A 14,895-nucleotide genomic window follows, 5' to 3' on the forward strand; every position below is an offset into this window, starting at 1 on the left:
CCCGAGCGCGCCACCCGTCCCGACAGCGCCGGTGTCAACGGCCGAGGCGCCACCGACAACCGGGGCGACACCGGCGACCGGAACCGCATCCGCCCACCGTCCGTCCGGGAATCCCACCGCGTCCGCGACCCACCTGGATGCGCCATGGTCGGTCGTCGCGCTCGTCGGCGGAACCCTGCTGATCAGCCAGCGCGACACCGGCACCGTGGTCGAGGTGGACGCCGACGGGCGGACACGGGAACTCGGCGCCGTGCCGGATGTGGTACCCGGTGGCGAGGGCGGCCTGCACGGCATCGCCGTGCGGGAGGATGACGCCGGCACGTGGCTGTACGCGTATCACGGCACGTCCCGCGACAATCGCGTCGTCCGGATGCCGCTTGGCGGCGCCGCCGGAACCCGCACCCTCGGCGCACCGGAGACCGTGATCGACGGCATCCCGCGCGCGAGCAACCACAACGGCGGCCGCATCGCGTTCGGCCCCGACGGATTCCTGTACGTCACGACCGGGGATGCCGGGCTGCGCGATGCGGCACAGGACGCAGCATCCCTCGCCGGCAAGATCCTCCGCCTGACGCCCGAGGGCGATCCGGCGCCGGGAAACCCGTTCGACTCGTCCGTGTACTCGCTCGGTCACCGCAACGTCCAGGGCATCGCCTGGACGGCCGACGGCGCCATGTGGGCGAGCGAATTCGGGCAGAACACCGTCGACGAGATCAATCGCATCGAACCCGGGGGTAACTACGGCTGGCCCCTGCACGAGGGCATCGCGGCGGATGCAGCGTTCGTCGACCCGATCGTGACCTGGACGCCCTCCGACGCCAGCCCGAGCGGCCTGGCTGCCACCGGCCGAACGCTCTTCGTCGCGGGGCTGCGCGGCGAGCGCGTCTGGATGCTGGATGTCGAGGCCGGCGAGCTGTCCGGCGAGCCGACCGCCCTGTGGGCGGGGGAGTACGGGCGAATGCGGGACGCCGTCGTGGCCGGCGGCGAGCTGTGGCTGCTCACCAACAACACCGACGGACGCGGGTCGCCCGGAGCTGACGACGACCGGCTCCTCCGCGTGGCGCTTGCGGAGGAGCCGTAGCGCGTCAGGCGAGGATCGTGCTCTCGTCGAGTTCCCGCAGATCCAGCACGAACCGGTAGTGGACGTCGTTTCGTCCGAGCCGGTCGAGCGCTTGGGCGATTCCGGACGCGGGAACCACCTCCACGTCGGCGACGACACCGTGTTCGGAGCAGAAGTCCAGGAGGTCCTGGGTGTAGCGGTGGCCGCTGCCGCCGGACGAGCTGAGCTTCTTGTGCCCGTAGACGAGATCCACCGTCTGCACCGTGACGGGACCCAGATACCCGAGGGAGAACAGGGTGCCGTCGAGGTCCAGGACGTGCAGATACGGTGCGAGGTCGTGATCGGCGGAGACGGTGTCGAGAATGACGTCGAGCGAGCTCTGCCGTGCGCGCATGGCGTCGGCATCCGTGGATACGACGACGTGGGATGCGCCGAGCGCGAGTGCGTCCTCGGTCTTGCTCGCCGACCTGGTGAACACGGTCACTTCGGCTCCGAGGGCCTTGCCGAGCTTGACCGCGAGGTGGCCGAGGCCGCCAAGCCCCACGACCCCCAGGCGCGTGCCGGGCCCCACCCCGGCGATCCGCAGTGGCTCCCACACGGTGATTCCCGCGCACATGAGCGGCGCAACGGCCGCAGGGTCGAGGTTGTCCGGAAGACGGTAGGCGAAATGCTCGCGAACGACGTACCGAGTGGAGTACGCGCCCGCGGTGATCGTTCCGTCCACGCGGTCGCGTCCGCCGTAGGTGAGCGTGGCAACCTGCTCGCAGAAGTTCTCCTGGCCGGCGCGGCACATGCGGCAGACGCCGCACGAGTCGACGATGTTGCCCACGGCCACGAAGTCGCCGACGCGGAAGTTCGTCACCTCCGGGCCGACGGCGACCACCTCGCCGACGAACTCATGGCCGGGAACGAGCGGGAAGGTCCCGCCCTCGTCTGGGCTCGTGTGCAGCGCGTGGAGATCACTGTGGCAGACGCCGCAGTAGGTGACCGCGACCTCCAGGTCGTCCGGCCGAAGCGCCCGACGCGGGATGGAAACGGGGGTGAGTGGTGCGCCGTACTCGGCGGCTTGCAAGGCGATTGCGTTCATGTCAGCACCTTACCAACTAGTTGGTTGGATTGTCTAGCGGGTCGGGTGGGTCGCTCCGCACGACGCGAGCGCAACCCCCGCGCGACATCCGGCGTGCCCTCCTACGCTGGGCTAATGCCGATGAGAACTCTGTGGCTCGCGCGCCACGGCGAGAGTGTGGGAAATGTCGCTGCGACACGCGCCGAACGGGAGGGTCTCGAGCGCATCCCGCTGGACGTTAGGGATTCCGACGTCCCGCTGTCTGCGACGGGGGAGGAGCAGGCGCGTGCGCTCGGCGTGTGGGTGGCAGAGCACCGCGCCGAAATCGCGACCTACTGGGTCTCGCCCTACTTCCGTGCACGCGAGACGCTCGCGATCGCGCTGGGCGACGAGCTCCCGGTCGTCGGCGTCGATGAGCGCCTCCGCGACCGGGAACTCGGCATCCTCGACCTGCTGACGACGAGCGGGGTGGCACACCTGCATCCCGAAGAGGCCCAGCGCCGGCGGCATCTCGGCAAGTACTACCACCGACCGCCCGGCGGGGAGTCGTGGGCCGATGTGGCGCTGCGCCTCAGGTCGTTCCTCGGCGATCTGCTGGCGGGCCCCGATCAGTCGGCGCTCATCGTCGCCCACGACGCGGTCGTGACGCTCATCACGTCGCTCCTCATGAGCATGCAGGAGGAGGAGCTCCTCGCGTTCGCCTCCGCGAACCCTGTCCTGAACGCCTCGGTGACCCGCTTGGATCTGACAGAGGCGGGCTGGCAGGTCTCGGCGTTCGCTGACGTGAGCCACCTGCAGGAGGAGGGCGCCGACATCACGGTGCATGAGGGGACACCCGATCTCCAGCCACCGGACGCCGCAGGCGCCCCGCAACCGGGAGGTCCCGATGTCAGAGTCGACTGACACCCGTCGAGCGGACGCAGGCAGCGCCGCCGGCGCGGAAGAGGTCACGCCGGAGCTCCTGGCCCACTGGGGCCTGCCAGACCCGGGAGGTGACAAGAAGTCGCGCGGCGATGTCGTGGTCATCGGGGGTTCCCGGCGGACGCCCGGGGGAGTCATGCTCTCGGCCGAGGCCGCGCTCCGAGTCGGCGCGGGGCGGCTCAGTGTTTTCGCGCCGGGGTCGATCGACGTGCAGCTCGGGGCCGTGCTGCCCGAGGCCGCCATCTATGCCCTGCCCGACGAGGCGACCGACCCGTTCGATGAAACGGCGTCCGGGAATCTCGCCAGTGCCGACGCGGTGCTGGTCGGGCCGGGCTTCGACGATGCCGACGAGACCCGCGACACGCTCCTCGCGGTGGCCGATGCCGGTCCGCAACGCCTCATCCTCGACGCGTACGCCCTCGGCGTGCTCCCGCAGATCGACCGCGCACGTCTTCCGGATGCTCTGGTGCTGACGCCGAATCGGGAGGAGCTCGCGCTCCTTCTCCAGGGGGCGCCTGAGGCCCAGGAGCCAAGCGGCGACCTGGAGTCGGATGTGCGCGAGGTCGCGCGACAGTACCGGGCCATCGTCACGTGCTACGACGCGGTGGCCGGCCCCGACGGTGCCACATGGACGGTCGGTGGTGGTGGTCCCGGACTCGCGACGTCGGGAAGCGGTGATGTGCTCGCCGGCGCGGTCGCCGGATTCGTGGCGCGTGGCACGGATCTGTCCCGCGCTGCAGTCTGGGGCACGTGGGTGCACGGGCGAGCCGGTGATCGACTGACCGACCGTCTCGGGCTGGGCTTCCTGGCTCGCGAACTCGTTGCCGAACTGCCGCTCGCGCTGCGCGAGGTGGAGTTGTTGGGTAATCCGGAGCCGCCGCCCCCCGCGGGTCGCTAGCGTTGACCCTGTGACCGCTCCTGTCGACCCCACGTCCACATCCGCCTGGAGCGAGCTGACCGCTGCTCGCGACTCCTTCGCTCCTGATCTCCGCCGCTGGTTCGAGAACGATCCCGGCCGCGTCGAGCGGATGACGCACACGCTCGGCGAACTGCACGTCGACCTGTCGAAGAATCTCGTCACCGACGACATCCTCGCCTCGCTCGTGCGCCTCGCGGAGCAGACAGGTGTCGCCGAGCGTTTCGCCGACATGCTGCAGGGCGTGCACCTGAACACCAGCGAGGACCGCGCGGTTCTCCACACGGCGCTCCGCCGCGCCGGCGGTGAGAGTCCCGAGCTGGTCGTGGACGGCCAGAACATCGACGCCGACGTGCACGAGGTGCTCGATCGGCTGTCGGCCTTCGCTGAGCGGGTGCGCTCGGGGGAGTGGCGCGGAGTGACCGGCAAGAAGGTCACGCACGTCGTCAACATCGGCATCGGCGGCTCGGACCTCGGCCCGGTGATGGTCTACGAGGCTCTGAAGCCCTACGCCGACGCCGGTATTCACGCCCGCTTCATCTCGAACATCGACCCGACGGATGCGGCGCAGAAGACCGAGGGCCTCGACCCGGAGACCACACTCTTCATCGTCGCGTCCAAGACCTTCACGACGTTGGAGACCCTCACGAACGCGCGCCTCGCGCGCGACTGGCTGTGGGCGCAGTTGGCCGAGCGCGGCGCGATCGACGATTCCGAAGCATCCCGGACCGACGCCGTCGCCCACCACTTCGTCGCCGTCTCGACGGCGCTGGACAAGGTCGCGGAGTTCGGTATCGACCCGGCCAACGCGTTCGGGTTCTGGGACTGGGTCGGCGGTCGGTACTCCGTCGACTCGGCGATCGGGCTCTCGCTGGCGATCGCGCTGGGGCCCGACACCTTCCGCGAGCTGCTCGCGGGATTCCGCACCGTGGACGAGCACGTCGCATCCACCCCTCTCGCGCAGAACGTGCCGATCCTCATGGGTCTGCTGAACGTCTGGTACACGAATTTCCTCGGCGCGCAGTCGCACGCGGTGCTGCCGTACGCGCAGCAGCTGCACCGATTCGCGGCGTACCTGCAGCAGCTGACGATGGAGTCGAACGGCAAGTCGGTGCGCTGGGACGGGACGCCGGTCGTCACGGACACCGGAGAAGTCTTCTGGGGGGAGCCCGGCACCAACGGGCAGCACGCGTTCTACCAGCTGATCCACCAGGGCACGCGCCTCATCCCGGCCGATTTCATCGCGTTCGCGAACCCCGCCTACCCGCTGGAGGATGACGGGCGCGACGTACACGGGTTGTTCCTGGCGAACTTCCTGGCGCAGACGAAGGCTCTGGCGTTCGGGAAGACCGCGGAGGAGGTCGAGGCCGAGGGGACGACCGGTGCGCTGGTGGCGGCGCGCACGTTCCCCGGCAACCGGCCGACGACGTCGATCTTCGGTCCGGCGCTGACGCCGGGGGTGCTGGGGCAGCTCATCGCGCTGTACGAGCACATCGTGTTCACACAGGGCACGATCTGGGGCATCAACTCGTTCGACCAGTGGGGCGTGGAGCTCGGCAAGCAGCTGGCCCTCCAGATCGCGCCGGCTCTCGAGGGCGATGCGGCCGCGCTCGAGGCGCAGGATGCTTCGACGAAGGCGCTGCTCGCGTACTACCGGTCTCAGCGGCCCTGATCCGCACCGCGCGCTTGATCGCCGGGCCGCGGGTCGGGATAGCGTGGAGGCATGGAGGTCGTCATCCTCGCGACACCGGCCGAGGTCGGTGAGCTTGCCGCCCGGAAGGTCGCAGCCGTTCTGAAGGGCGCCGATCCTGGTGTTCTGGGTCTTGCCACAGGGTCGTCGCCGTTGGCGATCTATGCCGCGCTTGCGCGCATGGTGGAGGACGGCCAGCTGGATCTGTCGCGGGTGCGCGGCTTCGCGCTCGACGAGTACCTCGGCATCCCGGCCGACCACCCCGAGAGCTACCTCTCGGTGATCCGCCGGGTGGTCGTCGCGCCGCTCGGCATGGATCCAGCGCTCGTGCAGGTGCCCGACGGCCGTGCGACCGACCTGGTGGCCGCGTGCCGCAGCTACGAGGAGGACATCCTGGCCGCGGGCGGGGTGGACGTGCAGATCCTCGGGATCGGCGCGAATGGGCACATCGGATTCAACGAACCGACGTCGTCGTTCGCTTCTCGCACACGCATCAAGACGCTCGCGCCGCAGACCCGTCGCGACAACGGCCGGTTCTTCGATCACCCCGACGATGTGCCGACGCACTGTCTCACGCAGGGGCTCGGCACCATCCTGGAGGCAAGGCACCTCGTGCTGGCCGCTCAGGGCGATGCGAAGGCGGAGGCGATCCGGCTCGCGGTGGAGGGGCCTCTGTCGAGCATGTGCCCGGCGTCGGCCCTCCAGTTGCACCCGAACGCGACCGTCATCGTCGACGAAGCGGCGGCGAGCAGGCTGCAGCTGCAGGACTACTACCGCTACACCTACGCTCACAAGCCCGACTGGCAGCGTTACTGACGTCGCCTACCCGGGCCGCTGCCGCGAACGGACCCTCGGTCTCGCGGAGGCTGCCGTCCCGGTTGTGACGCCGGGCTCTCACGGTTCGTCCAGGTGGCACGGAGGCTCCCTCCAGGCGTGATGCACCAGACTCGAGGCTTTGTGTCCACCCGATGACACGCCCGCGTTCCCGACGCGAAACCCTTCAAGGAGCCTCGCTTCGCCATGCCCACTCATCACATGACCCCTTCTCTCCGCCGCCGCCGTGTGGCCCTCGCCACCGCCTGCGCAGCCGCTGCGATTGCCTTCATCGGCACGACCGGACTGGCTGCCGTGGCCGCCGAGCCCTCGACCGAGGCGCGCACCGCCGAGAGGGAAACGAACGCCCTCATCGCCGAATCCGTATCTGTGCTGCAGCCGCTCGCCATGAGCACCCGCGACGCTCAGCTCACGCTGGCCGACGCCGAATCGGCACTCGAAAGCGCCTCAGCCGTCACCACGGAGGTCGCTGAGTCCGGGCTCAGTCTGGGGGAGGGCGCCACCTCGGTGGATACCGCCGCCCTCGCCTCGGCAATCGAGCGGCTCTCGGCGGTGCGCGTCGTCCCCGCGCTGCTCTTCCCCGAGGTGGCAGCGGAAGCTGATGCGCAGACGCGCATCGCCCTCGCGGCCACGGCGGAGCTCGACGCAGCCCTGGAGGCAGCGCGCACCCAGAAGGCCGCTGAGGAGGCGGCCGCAGAGGCGCAGCGCCAGGCTGAGGCCGCAGCGGCGGCAGAGGCGCAACGCCAGGCCGAGTTGCGCGCGGCGGCGAACACGCCTGACGGCGCAAGAGCCGTGGCTCAGCAGATGGCCGCCGAGCGATACGGGTGGGGCGGCGATCAGTTCTCGTGCCTGAACTCCCTGTGGCAGAAGGAGTCGAACTGGAACTACCAGGCGTACAACGCCTCGAGTGGGGCCACCGGCATCCCGCAGTCCCTTCCCGGCAGCAAGATGGCCAGCGCGGGCGCGGACTGGCAGACCAATGCCGCCACCCAGATCTCCTGGGGTCTCGATTACATCTCCCGCGCGTACGGAACTCCGTGTGCTGCGTGGGGCAAGTCGCAGTCCGTCAACTGGTACTGAGCTCTGGCGCGTCGACTCGCCGAGAAGCGTTGTGATCCGGCCGGAAAATGGCCGGATGCTGGCGAGTCGACGCGGCAGTCAGGGGGTCCAGGCGGAGACGTCGTTCAAGCGCGCCACCTCGTCGGCTGACAGCGCGACACGCAGGCTCGCCAGCAGGTCGGCGACCTGTTCCGGCTTGGATGCGCTGGCAATGGGTGCGGCGACGGTGGGCTGAGCACGAACCCAGGCGATCGCCGTCGCCGCGATCGACGCGTCGTGGGCGCGGCCGACGTCCTCGAGCGCGTCGATGATCGCAAGCCCCTGGGGTGTGGCATATTTCGCGGCACCCCTGGCGCGCGGCGATCCATCCGCAGCATCCACCGATCGGTACTTCCCGGTCAGGAATCCACCGGCGAGCGCGGGATACGGCACAAGCGACAGACCGAACTCCTGGGCGATCGGCATGATGTGATCCTCGACGTCATTGCGGTGCACGAGGTTGTAGCGCGGCTGGATGGCGACGGGGAGGGCGTAGCCGGCGGCCTGGGCGAGCGAGATCCAGGACCGGATGCGGTCGGCCGAGTAGTTCGAGACGCCGGTGTAGCGCACCAGGCCATCGGTGACGAGGTCGTTGAACGCCGCGACTGTTTCCTCGAGCGGCGTGTCGGCGTCGTCGAAGTGCGCGTAGTAGAGGTCGATCGTGTCTACTCCGAGGCGCTTCAGCGAAGCTTCGGCGCCGGCGCGAACGGTCTTCGGCGAGAGACCCCGGAAGTCCGGGTGGCTGCTGACCTTCGTCGCGACGACGAGGTTCTCCGGCCTCCGCGCCGCTAGCCAGTGGCCGATGATGGTCTCACTCACGCCGCCGGAGTTGCCCGGGACCCACGCGCTGTAGCCGTCGGCGGTGTCGAGGAAGTTGCCTCCGCCCTCGTGGAATGCGTCGAGGATCGCGAAGGAGGCATCGCGGTCGGCCGTCCACCCGAAGACGTTGCCGCCGAGGGCCAGGGGTGCGATGTCGAGGTCGCTGAAGCCGATGCGGGTCATAGGGGTCCTGTCGATGGTGGCGGCTCCCGGGCGCGAACGCGACGATGCGCTCGTACCCGTGCGGGTGGGATCTATTCCCCGGTGTAGTCGTGCGCCCAGCAGACGTCCGGCTGCACGAGGAAGACGACCATGCCCGATCGGATGTCGTAGGGCCCGCCGGTGTATCGCTCGGCGATCCGGTCGATGATCGGCATCGCCGCATCCCCGTCGATCCTTTCCACCACGCGCCCGCGAACGGTCGCCATGTCGAGCGGGTTCTCTGGGTGGGTGATGGAGAAGGCGATCCGCGGGTCGGCCGCGAGGTTCTTGTCCTTGCGGGAGTCGGCGAGGGAGAAGAATGCGACGTGATCCCCCTCGACACCCACCCAGACCGGAACACTGTGGGGCGAACCGTCCGGCAGCAGGGTCGCCACGTGCGCTACGGCGGTGCGGAGGAAGTACGGGCGGACGTCGTCCCAGCTCTTCGTCATGCCCCCAGGCTACGGGGAAGCTCAGGCTTGCCGAACCCCTGGGGCCGGCGGGATAACCCCGCGAGCGCGCGGGGAGGATTTGCGCGCTGAGTGAGGCGGATGCGAGGAGGAAAGTCCGTCGGAGCGCACATCCCCTGCGGGGGTGCTCGCGGCGAGCGGCCGACGGTACCCCCGCCGCCTTTCGGGCGTGCGGTTCGGGAGGGGATGTGCGTTCGGGAGGTCGCTTGGGCCGGAATTGTTCCTCCGGAGTGCACATCTCCTCCGGACGTGCTCGCCGGGAGCGGCCGGGTGCAAGGCGCCGGGCGCCTAGCGGCCGGACGCCTGCGCCGCCCGCGCCGTGCCATTGGGGCGGAGATGTGCGTTCGGGAGGTCGCTTCGGCCGGATGCGGGCCTCCGGAGTGCACATGTCCTCCCGAGCGGCTCGCGTAGAGCTGTAGCTGCCGTGCCCGCGGACGTCTGCGCCGCCCGCGCCGTGCCGTTGGGGAGGAGATGTGCGTTCGGGAGGTCGCTTCGGCCGGATACGGGCCTCCGAAGTGCACATGTCCTCCCGAGCAGCTCGCCGAGAGCTGTAGGTGCCGTGCCCCGCGGTCGTCTGCGCCGCCCGCGCCGTGCCGTTGGGGAGGAGATGTGCGTTCGGGAGGTGGCTTCGGCCGGATACGGACCTCCGGAGTGCACATCTCCTCCGGAGGTGCACGCCGCGAGCCACCCTCAGCGAGACGTCGATCCGGCGAAGCGAACGCCTGAGCCCAACGCCGCACCCCGCACCCCGCACCCCGCACCCCCGCCGCCGCACCCCGGCCGCCGCACCCCGGCCGCCGCGCCCCGGCCACCGCACCCCCGCCACCGCACCCCGGGCACCGCACCCCGGCCGCCCCCTGGCGTCCCCATCACCACCGGCGCGCAGCACCGCAGAGCGCCACAACTCAACCTGGCAGTTCGCCGCGGAACCCCAGCCGACCCCCGTCTAGCGATATATCGTTATGTATCGCCGAGCCCGCGGTGGACGCGGCGCAGAGGAGGTTCATCATGAGCAATTCATTCTTCGGTGATGGGTTCGCCGGACTGGGCAAGGGTGCAGGCTCGGGCTGGCCGAGCGGCGCCGGACTGTGGGATGCGATGGAGCAGCTTCGCGACTCCTTCATGCCCAAGCCCACAACGCGGATGCAGAAGGGCGACGTCCGCTCGGCGGTGCTCTCCCTTCTCGCCGAGCGCCCGATGCACGGGTACCAGATCATCTCCGAGATCGAGGAGCGCAGCGGCGGGACGTGGAAGCCGAGCCCCGGTTCGGTGTACCCGACGCTTCAGCTTCTGGCCGACGAGGGCTTGATCCGCGCCGAGGAGTCGGGCGGCCGCAAGACCTACTCGTTGACCGACGAAGGTGGCGTCGTTGCCGGTGCCGAGAGCGACAAGTCGGCCCCGTGGGAGACGTCCGGCGCTCGCGAAAGCGGACGCCACACGGCGCTCGCCAAGGCCGGGATCGATCTCGCCCAGGCGGCCGCGCAGGTGGGTCGCTCGGGCACTCAGGAGCAGGTCAAGGAAGCAGTCGCTGTGCTGGATGAGGCGCGTCGCAAGATCTTCTCCATCCTCGCGCAGGATTGAGCTTGTCGCACTCCGACGGCGTGCCCGCTGCACGCCGGCGGTCGGGCGACTCGGGAGCCGACGGCTACGCCCTGCGCGCCCGGTACCGCCGCATCACGCGGTTCGCGGCACGGTACCTGGTGCAGTCGTGGTGGTTCGAGCTCTTCCTGCCGCGGATCGGGTTGGCCCGGCTGGCCGCGCGCGGCCGGGCCGCCCGACTCCAGCGCATCGCGCAGCGTTTCCACGTGCTCGCCGTGGACCTCGGTGGGCTGATGATCAAGGTCGGACAGTTCATGTCGTCGCGCCTGGACGTGCTCCCGCCGGAGATCACGAACGAGCTGCAGGGGCTCCAGGATGAGGTCCCGCCCGTGCCCTTCGGCGCGATCCGGGAGTTGGCGGAGGCCGAGCTGGGTGTGACGCTGGATCGGGCGTTCGCGTACGTGGATCCCACCCCGCTGGCCGCAGCATCCCTCGGTCAGGCGCATCGTGCCCGACTGGGTGCCGCGGATGCGGCGGACACCGGGCTCGGCGATGTCGTCCTTAAGATTCAGCGGCCGGGCATCGAACAGGTCATCGACGTGGACCTGCGGGCGCTTCGCCGCGTCGGCCAGTGGCTGATGCGGGTCAAGGTCGTGGCCGATCGCGTCGACGCACCGGCTCTCATCGAGGAGTTCGCCGCGACGAGCTTCGAGGAGATCGACTACGTCCACGAGGCGGTCAACTCGGAGCGGTTCGCGGCCGAGTTCGCGAGCGACGCCCGCGTCGCCGTGCCGGAGGTCGTGTGGGAGCGCACGACGCGACGCGTGTTGACGTTGCAGGACGTGACGGCGATCAAGATCAACGACGTCGACGGGCTGCGCGCGGCAGGCATCGACCCATCGGAGGTCGCTGCGCAGTTCGCCGCGGTGATGTTCGACCAACTGTTCGTGCACGGTTTCTTCCACGCCGACCCTCACCCCGGCAACATCTTCGTCACTCCGCTGCGGCCCGTTCCCGGGCCTGTCGACGGGTCCGGCGTCGCATCGCCGGGCCCACCGTGGCGGCTGACGTTCATCGACTTCGGCATGATGGGGGAGGTCCCCGACGGTCTCCGTCGTGGCCTCCGGCGGGTACTCATCGCCGCCGCATCCCGCAACGGCAAAGGCCTGGTCGACGGAATACGCGACGTGGGGATGCTGCTGCCCTCGGCCGACACCGCCGAACTCGAACGCGCGATGGTTCGGCTTTTCGCGCGGTTCGGCGGGATGGGGTTCGCCGAACTGCAGGAGGTGGACCCGCGCGAGTTCCGCGTGTTCGCCGAGGAGTTCGGCGACACCGTTCGTGCGTTGCCGTTCCAGCTCCCCGAGAACTTCCTGCTCGTCATCCGCGCCATGTCACTGACGTCGGGGATGTGCAGCTCGCTCGACCCCGCCTTCAACATCTGGGATGCGGTGGAGCCCTACGCCAATCGACTGATCCGCGAAGAGGGCGGCAACGTCGTGCAGGGCTTCGCGCAGGAGGCGGCATCGGTCGTGGGCGTCGTGGCGCGCCTTCCGCGCCGCCTCGACGACTTGGTGACGAGGATCGAAGAAGGGCGACTCACCGCGCAGGCGCCGCGCATCGAGCGGCGACTGCGCGCACTCGAGCGTCTCGGGCGCCGTGTGCTCGCCGCAGTGCTGTTCGCAGGGCTCCTCATCGGCGGCATCCTCCTGCGCCCGGATGAGGCGGTGCTCGGGTCGGTGCTCATGGGCGTGTCCGTCCTGCCCCTGCTCTACGCGCTCCTCGCCGGCTTCGTCGGCCGGCGGCGACTCGACTGACCTCCGCGCGATTGTTCGCCACGGGTGATCCGGCATCGGCCATGCTGGTGCCGTGACCAAAGTGGATCTCAAGAAAGAGATCGCGGCCTACGGCGCTCCGCGCGGCGCTTTCGAGATCGTCGATGTGCCGCCCCTGCGGTACCTCGCCATCGAGGGCGCCGGCGACCCGAACACGGCCGCCGAGTATCGCGCCGCGCTCGAGACCATCTACCCGGTCGCGTACAAGCTGAAGTTCCTCAGCAAGCGTGAGCTCGATCGCGACTACGTCGTGCCGCCGCTCGAGGCGCTGTGGTGGGCCAACGACATGGCCGCCTTCACCGCCACACGCGACAAGTCGCAATGGAAGTGGATGCTGCTCAACCTCGTGCCGGACTGGATCTCCGACGACCACGTTCTCCGTGCGCGCGATGCCGCGCCGGATGCTCCGCTCCTCGGGCGACTCCGCGTCGAGACGCTGGCCGAGGGTCGGTGTGTCCAGATCCTGCACGTCGGCTCCTATGACGACGAGGCGCCCGTGCTCGCGAGGATGCACGACGAGTTCGTCCCGGGTGAGGGGCTGCGGATGACCGGGCGCCATCACGAGATCTACCTGAGCGATCCACGGCGCACCGAGCCGGCGAACCTCAAGACGATTCTGCGTCAGCCGGTGACCGAAGCCTGAGCGACGCGGGCGCGGCGGTGTCCGGCGACTGCCGGGTGGAAGGAGCCGCCCCCCGCAACGAATGCGAGGGGCGGCTCCGAATCTCAGCGGCGGGGCGTCAGTACCAGCCGACGCGCTGGGACTGGCCCCAGGCACCGCACGGGGTTCCGTACCGGCTCGTGATGTAGCCGAGGCCCCACGAGATCTGGGTGGCCGCGCTGCTTTGCCAGTCGGCACCGGCCGATGCCATCTTGCTGCCGGGGAGGGCCTGCGGGATGCCGTACGCGCCACTGGGGTTGGCTGCGTTCACGCGCCAGCCCGACTCCTTGTTCCACAGCGACACGAGGCAGCTGAACTGGTCCTCGCCCCAACCGCGGGCGGCGACCATGCCGCGCGCGGTCGCCTGAGCGCCGGCGGGGCTGTTGTCGCCCGTGCCTGCGGGGACGGCCGGAAGCGGCGCTGCGCCACCGCCGCCACCCGTGGAGGGCTTCACCGTCGCCTTCGCCGCTGCGGAAGCGGCAGCAGCAGCGGCCGCCGCGGCTTCCGCCTCGACCCGCGCCTTCTCGGCGGCCTCTTCCGCAGCCTTCTTCTGAATGGCGCCTTCGAGGCCGCCGCGAAGGTCGGCCACCCGCGTGTCGACGGATGCGACGAGTTCCGCCACATCCTCGGTCAGCGCGGGCATCAGCGGCGTGGGGAGCATGTCGGCACCCTCGAGCCGATCGGCTGCCGCCTCGAGCAGCGCGGTGTCGACCGACGTGTCGGGCTGGCCGATGTCGAGGCCCGACGCGGCGATGTCGGCCTGCACCGAGGCCGCGGCCTGGACGGAGGCGTCCGCAGCGGCGACCGCATCCTGAGCCTGCGCGACTTCGGGGTCGGCAGCCGGCTGGATCACGGTCGGGACGCCGTAGGAGGCGAGAGCGTAGGTGGCGGCGGGCGAGGATGCTGCGGCAGCGGGCTGCGGCACGGGTGCTGTGCCGGTCATTCCGACCGAGCAGACAGCCGCAAGAGCAAGGCCGCCGACCACGAGGATCGGGCGGCGGCGGGTGCGGCGTTCCGCCTGACGGCGGGTGCGGCGGGTGGAGACTGATGACGTGTTCGGGCGCATAAAAACCGGTTCCGTATAGGGGTACACGCCGATGAATCGGCGCCTCGAATCCGCGTCATGCGGACACAAAAACCCAAGCCTGGCAGTCGTTACCTGGGCGTTACCTGGGTGGAGGGGCGGAATCGCCGTGGGGGAAGGGCCGATCCGAGGGCGAAAACCCTCGGAAACCGACGTCCGCGAGGACGCCGTGCGGGCTGGCGTCTCGCCGTCGCACCCTGCCGCGAGAAGCCGTGGAGGCGTCTATTCCTCGGGGCTCGGGGGTGCGGCCAGCCACGCCTTCGCGTCCCGCTTCCGTGCCTTCAGCAGCCAGGAGTCCGTGATCACTTCGCGCAGCTGATCCCGGTCGATCGCGTCGAGTCGCACGAGAACGGCCGGGTAGCCGTTGAAGTGCGCAATCGTGAAGAAAAGCTCCGGGAAGCTTCCGAGGAGCGCTTCCTTCTCCGCGAGCCCATCGGTCCGCACTCCGATCACGAGGCCGTCCGGCCACGGAATGCCGAGCTCTGCGAGCTGCGCGAGATCTGTCTTGCTGGGCGCGCGTTCCCACGCGAAGACACCGTTCGCGGTTCGCCAGGTGGCGCCCCCGCGGTGACCGTCCGTCGCCTCGACGGTCTCCGGGAGCGCGAGCGCTATCGCGCGCACGTCGTCCAGCGTCATCGCCACGCGCCCAGTGTGCCGCGCGCGCGGCGATCCGTCGATGAGTGGCCGTGACAGCGGAGCCA

At 69.8% G+C, this 14,895-nt stretch carries 14 protein-coding genes; 9 read left to right on the forward strand and 5 right to left on the reverse strand.

Annotated features, from left to right (window positions below):
* The first annotated feature begins 31 nt into the window (after positions 1 to 31).
* On the forward strand, positions 32 to 1,081 hold the full coding sequence (locus AC4FS2_RS04780) for a PQQ-dependent sugar dehydrogenase (RefSeq protein ID WP_491176396.1): 1,050 nt from the start codon (positions 32 to 34) through the stop codon (positions 1,079 to 1,081).
* Between the two features lie 4 nt (positions 1,082 to 1,085).
* Here AC4FS2_RS04780 and AC4FS2_RS04785 read toward each other — a convergent pair whose 3' ends face one another.
* The gene (locus tag AC4FS2_RS04785) at positions 1,086 to 2,147 is read right to left on the reverse strand and encodes an NAD(P)-dependent alcohol dehydrogenase (RefSeq protein ID WP_491153187.1); all 1,062 of its coding nucleotides are present in this window, start codon (positions 2,145 to 2,147) and stop codon (positions 1,086 to 1,088) included.
* Positions 2,148 to 2,261: 114 nt separating this feature from the next.
* Between AC4FS2_RS04785 and AC4FS2_RS04790 the strand changes: the two genes are divergently transcribed.
* The 5 genes from AC4FS2_RS04790 (at position 2,262) to AC4FS2_RS04810 (ending at position 7,567) form a co-directional block, all read left to right on the forward strand.
* Positions 2,262 to 3,029, forward strand: coding sequence for a histidine phosphatase family protein (locus tag AC4FS2_RS04790; protein WP_491176397.1), 768 nt, complete (start codon positions 2,262 to 2,264; stop codon positions 3,027 to 3,029).
* Positions 3,013 to 3,945 carry an NAD(P)H-hydrate dehydratase gene (locus tag AC4FS2_RS04795; RefSeq protein WP_491153185.1) on the forward strand — a complete coding sequence of 311 codons (933 nt, stop codon included), beginning with the start codon at positions 3,013 to 3,015 and terminating at the stop codon, positions 3,943 to 3,945. Before AC4FS2_RS04790 ends, AC4FS2_RS04795 begins: the two co-directional genes overlap by 17 nt.
* 10 nt (positions 3,946 to 3,955) lie before the next feature.
* Positions 3,956 to 5,635 (forward strand): glucose-6-phosphate isomerase, encoded by a 1,680-nt coding sequence (gene pgi / locus AC4FS2_RS04800; protein ID WP_491176399.1) that lies wholly within the window; start codon positions 3,956 to 3,958, stop codon positions 5,633 to 5,635.
* 51 nt (positions 5,636 to 5,686) lie between these two features.
* The gene (gene nagB / locus AC4FS2_RS04805) at positions 5,687 to 6,469 is read left to right on the forward strand and encodes a glucosamine-6-phosphate deaminase (RefSeq protein ID WP_491153183.1); all 783 of its coding nucleotides are present in this window, start codon (positions 5,687 to 5,689) and stop codon (positions 6,467 to 6,469) included.
* Positions 6,470 to 6,688: 219 nt separating this feature from the next.
* Positions 6,689 to 7,567 carry an aggregation-promoting factor C-terminal-like domain-containing protein gene (locus AC4FS2_RS04810; protein WP_491153182.1) on the forward strand — a complete coding sequence of 293 codons (879 nt, stop codon included), beginning with the start codon at positions 6,689 to 6,691 and terminating at the stop codon, positions 7,565 to 7,567.
* Positions 7,568 to 7,645: 78 nt separating this feature from the next.
* Here the strand turns inward: AC4FS2_RS04810 and AC4FS2_RS04815 are convergent, their stop codons facing one another.
* A complete protein-coding gene (locus AC4FS2_RS04815) occupies positions 7,646 to 8,587 on the reverse strand; it encodes an aldo/keto reductase (RefSeq protein ID WP_491176401.1) in 942 nt (313 codons plus the stop codon).
* A 71-nt stretch (positions 8,588 to 8,658) separates the two neighbouring features.
* Complete coding sequence (locus AC4FS2_RS04820) at positions 8,659 to 9,057, reverse strand: PPOX class F420-dependent oxidoreductase (protein ID WP_491176402.1); 399 nt, start codon at positions 9,055 to 9,057, stop codon at positions 8,659 to 8,661.
* Between the two features lie 1,026 nt (positions 9,058 to 10,083).
* Between AC4FS2_RS04820 and AC4FS2_RS04825 the strand changes: the two genes are divergently transcribed.
* From AC4FS2_RS04825 to AC4FS2_RS04835, 3 genes are read left to right on the forward strand one after another with little or no spacing between them, the layout of a single operon-like run.
* Positions 10,084 to 10,656 carry a PadR family transcriptional regulator gene (locus AC4FS2_RS04825; RefSeq protein WP_491153179.1) on the forward strand — a complete coding sequence of 191 codons (573 nt, stop codon included), beginning with the start codon at positions 10,084 to 10,086 and terminating at the stop codon, positions 10,654 to 10,656.
* 20 nt (positions 10,657 to 10,676) lie between these two features.
* Positions 10,677 to 12,431: an ABC1 kinase family protein gene (locus tag AC4FS2_RS04830; protein WP_491177790.1), complete on the forward strand. Its 1,755-nt coding sequence runs from the start codon at positions 10,677 to 10,679 to the stop codon at positions 12,429 to 12,431.
* Between the two features lie 52 nt (positions 12,432 to 12,483).
* A complete protein-coding gene (locus AC4FS2_RS04835; RefSeq protein WP_491176404.1) occupies positions 12,484 to 13,092 on the forward strand; it encodes a GyrI-like domain-containing protein in 609 nt (202 codons plus the stop codon).
* Between the two features lie 97 nt (positions 13,093 to 13,189).
* Here AC4FS2_RS04835 and AC4FS2_RS04840 read toward each other — a convergent pair whose 3' ends face one another.
* Together AC4FS2_RS04840 and AC4FS2_RS04845 are read right to left on the reverse strand one after the other, a co-directional pair.
* Positions 13,190 to 14,053 carry an aggregation-promoting factor C-terminal-like domain-containing protein gene (locus AC4FS2_RS04840; RefSeq protein ID WP_491176406.1) on the reverse strand — a complete coding sequence of 288 codons (864 nt, stop codon included), beginning with the start codon at positions 14,051 to 14,053 and terminating at the stop codon, positions 13,190 to 13,192.
* Between the two features lie 363 nt (positions 14,054 to 14,416).
* Complete coding sequence (locus tag AC4FS2_RS04845; RefSeq protein WP_491177794.1) at positions 14,417 to 14,830, reverse strand: MmcQ/YjbR family DNA-binding protein; 414 nt, start codon at positions 14,828 to 14,830, stop codon at positions 14,417 to 14,419.
* Between the last annotated feature and the right edge of the window lie 65 nt (positions 14,831 to 14,895).

It is taken from the genome of Microbacterium sp. Z10_103 (assembly GCF_058310455.1).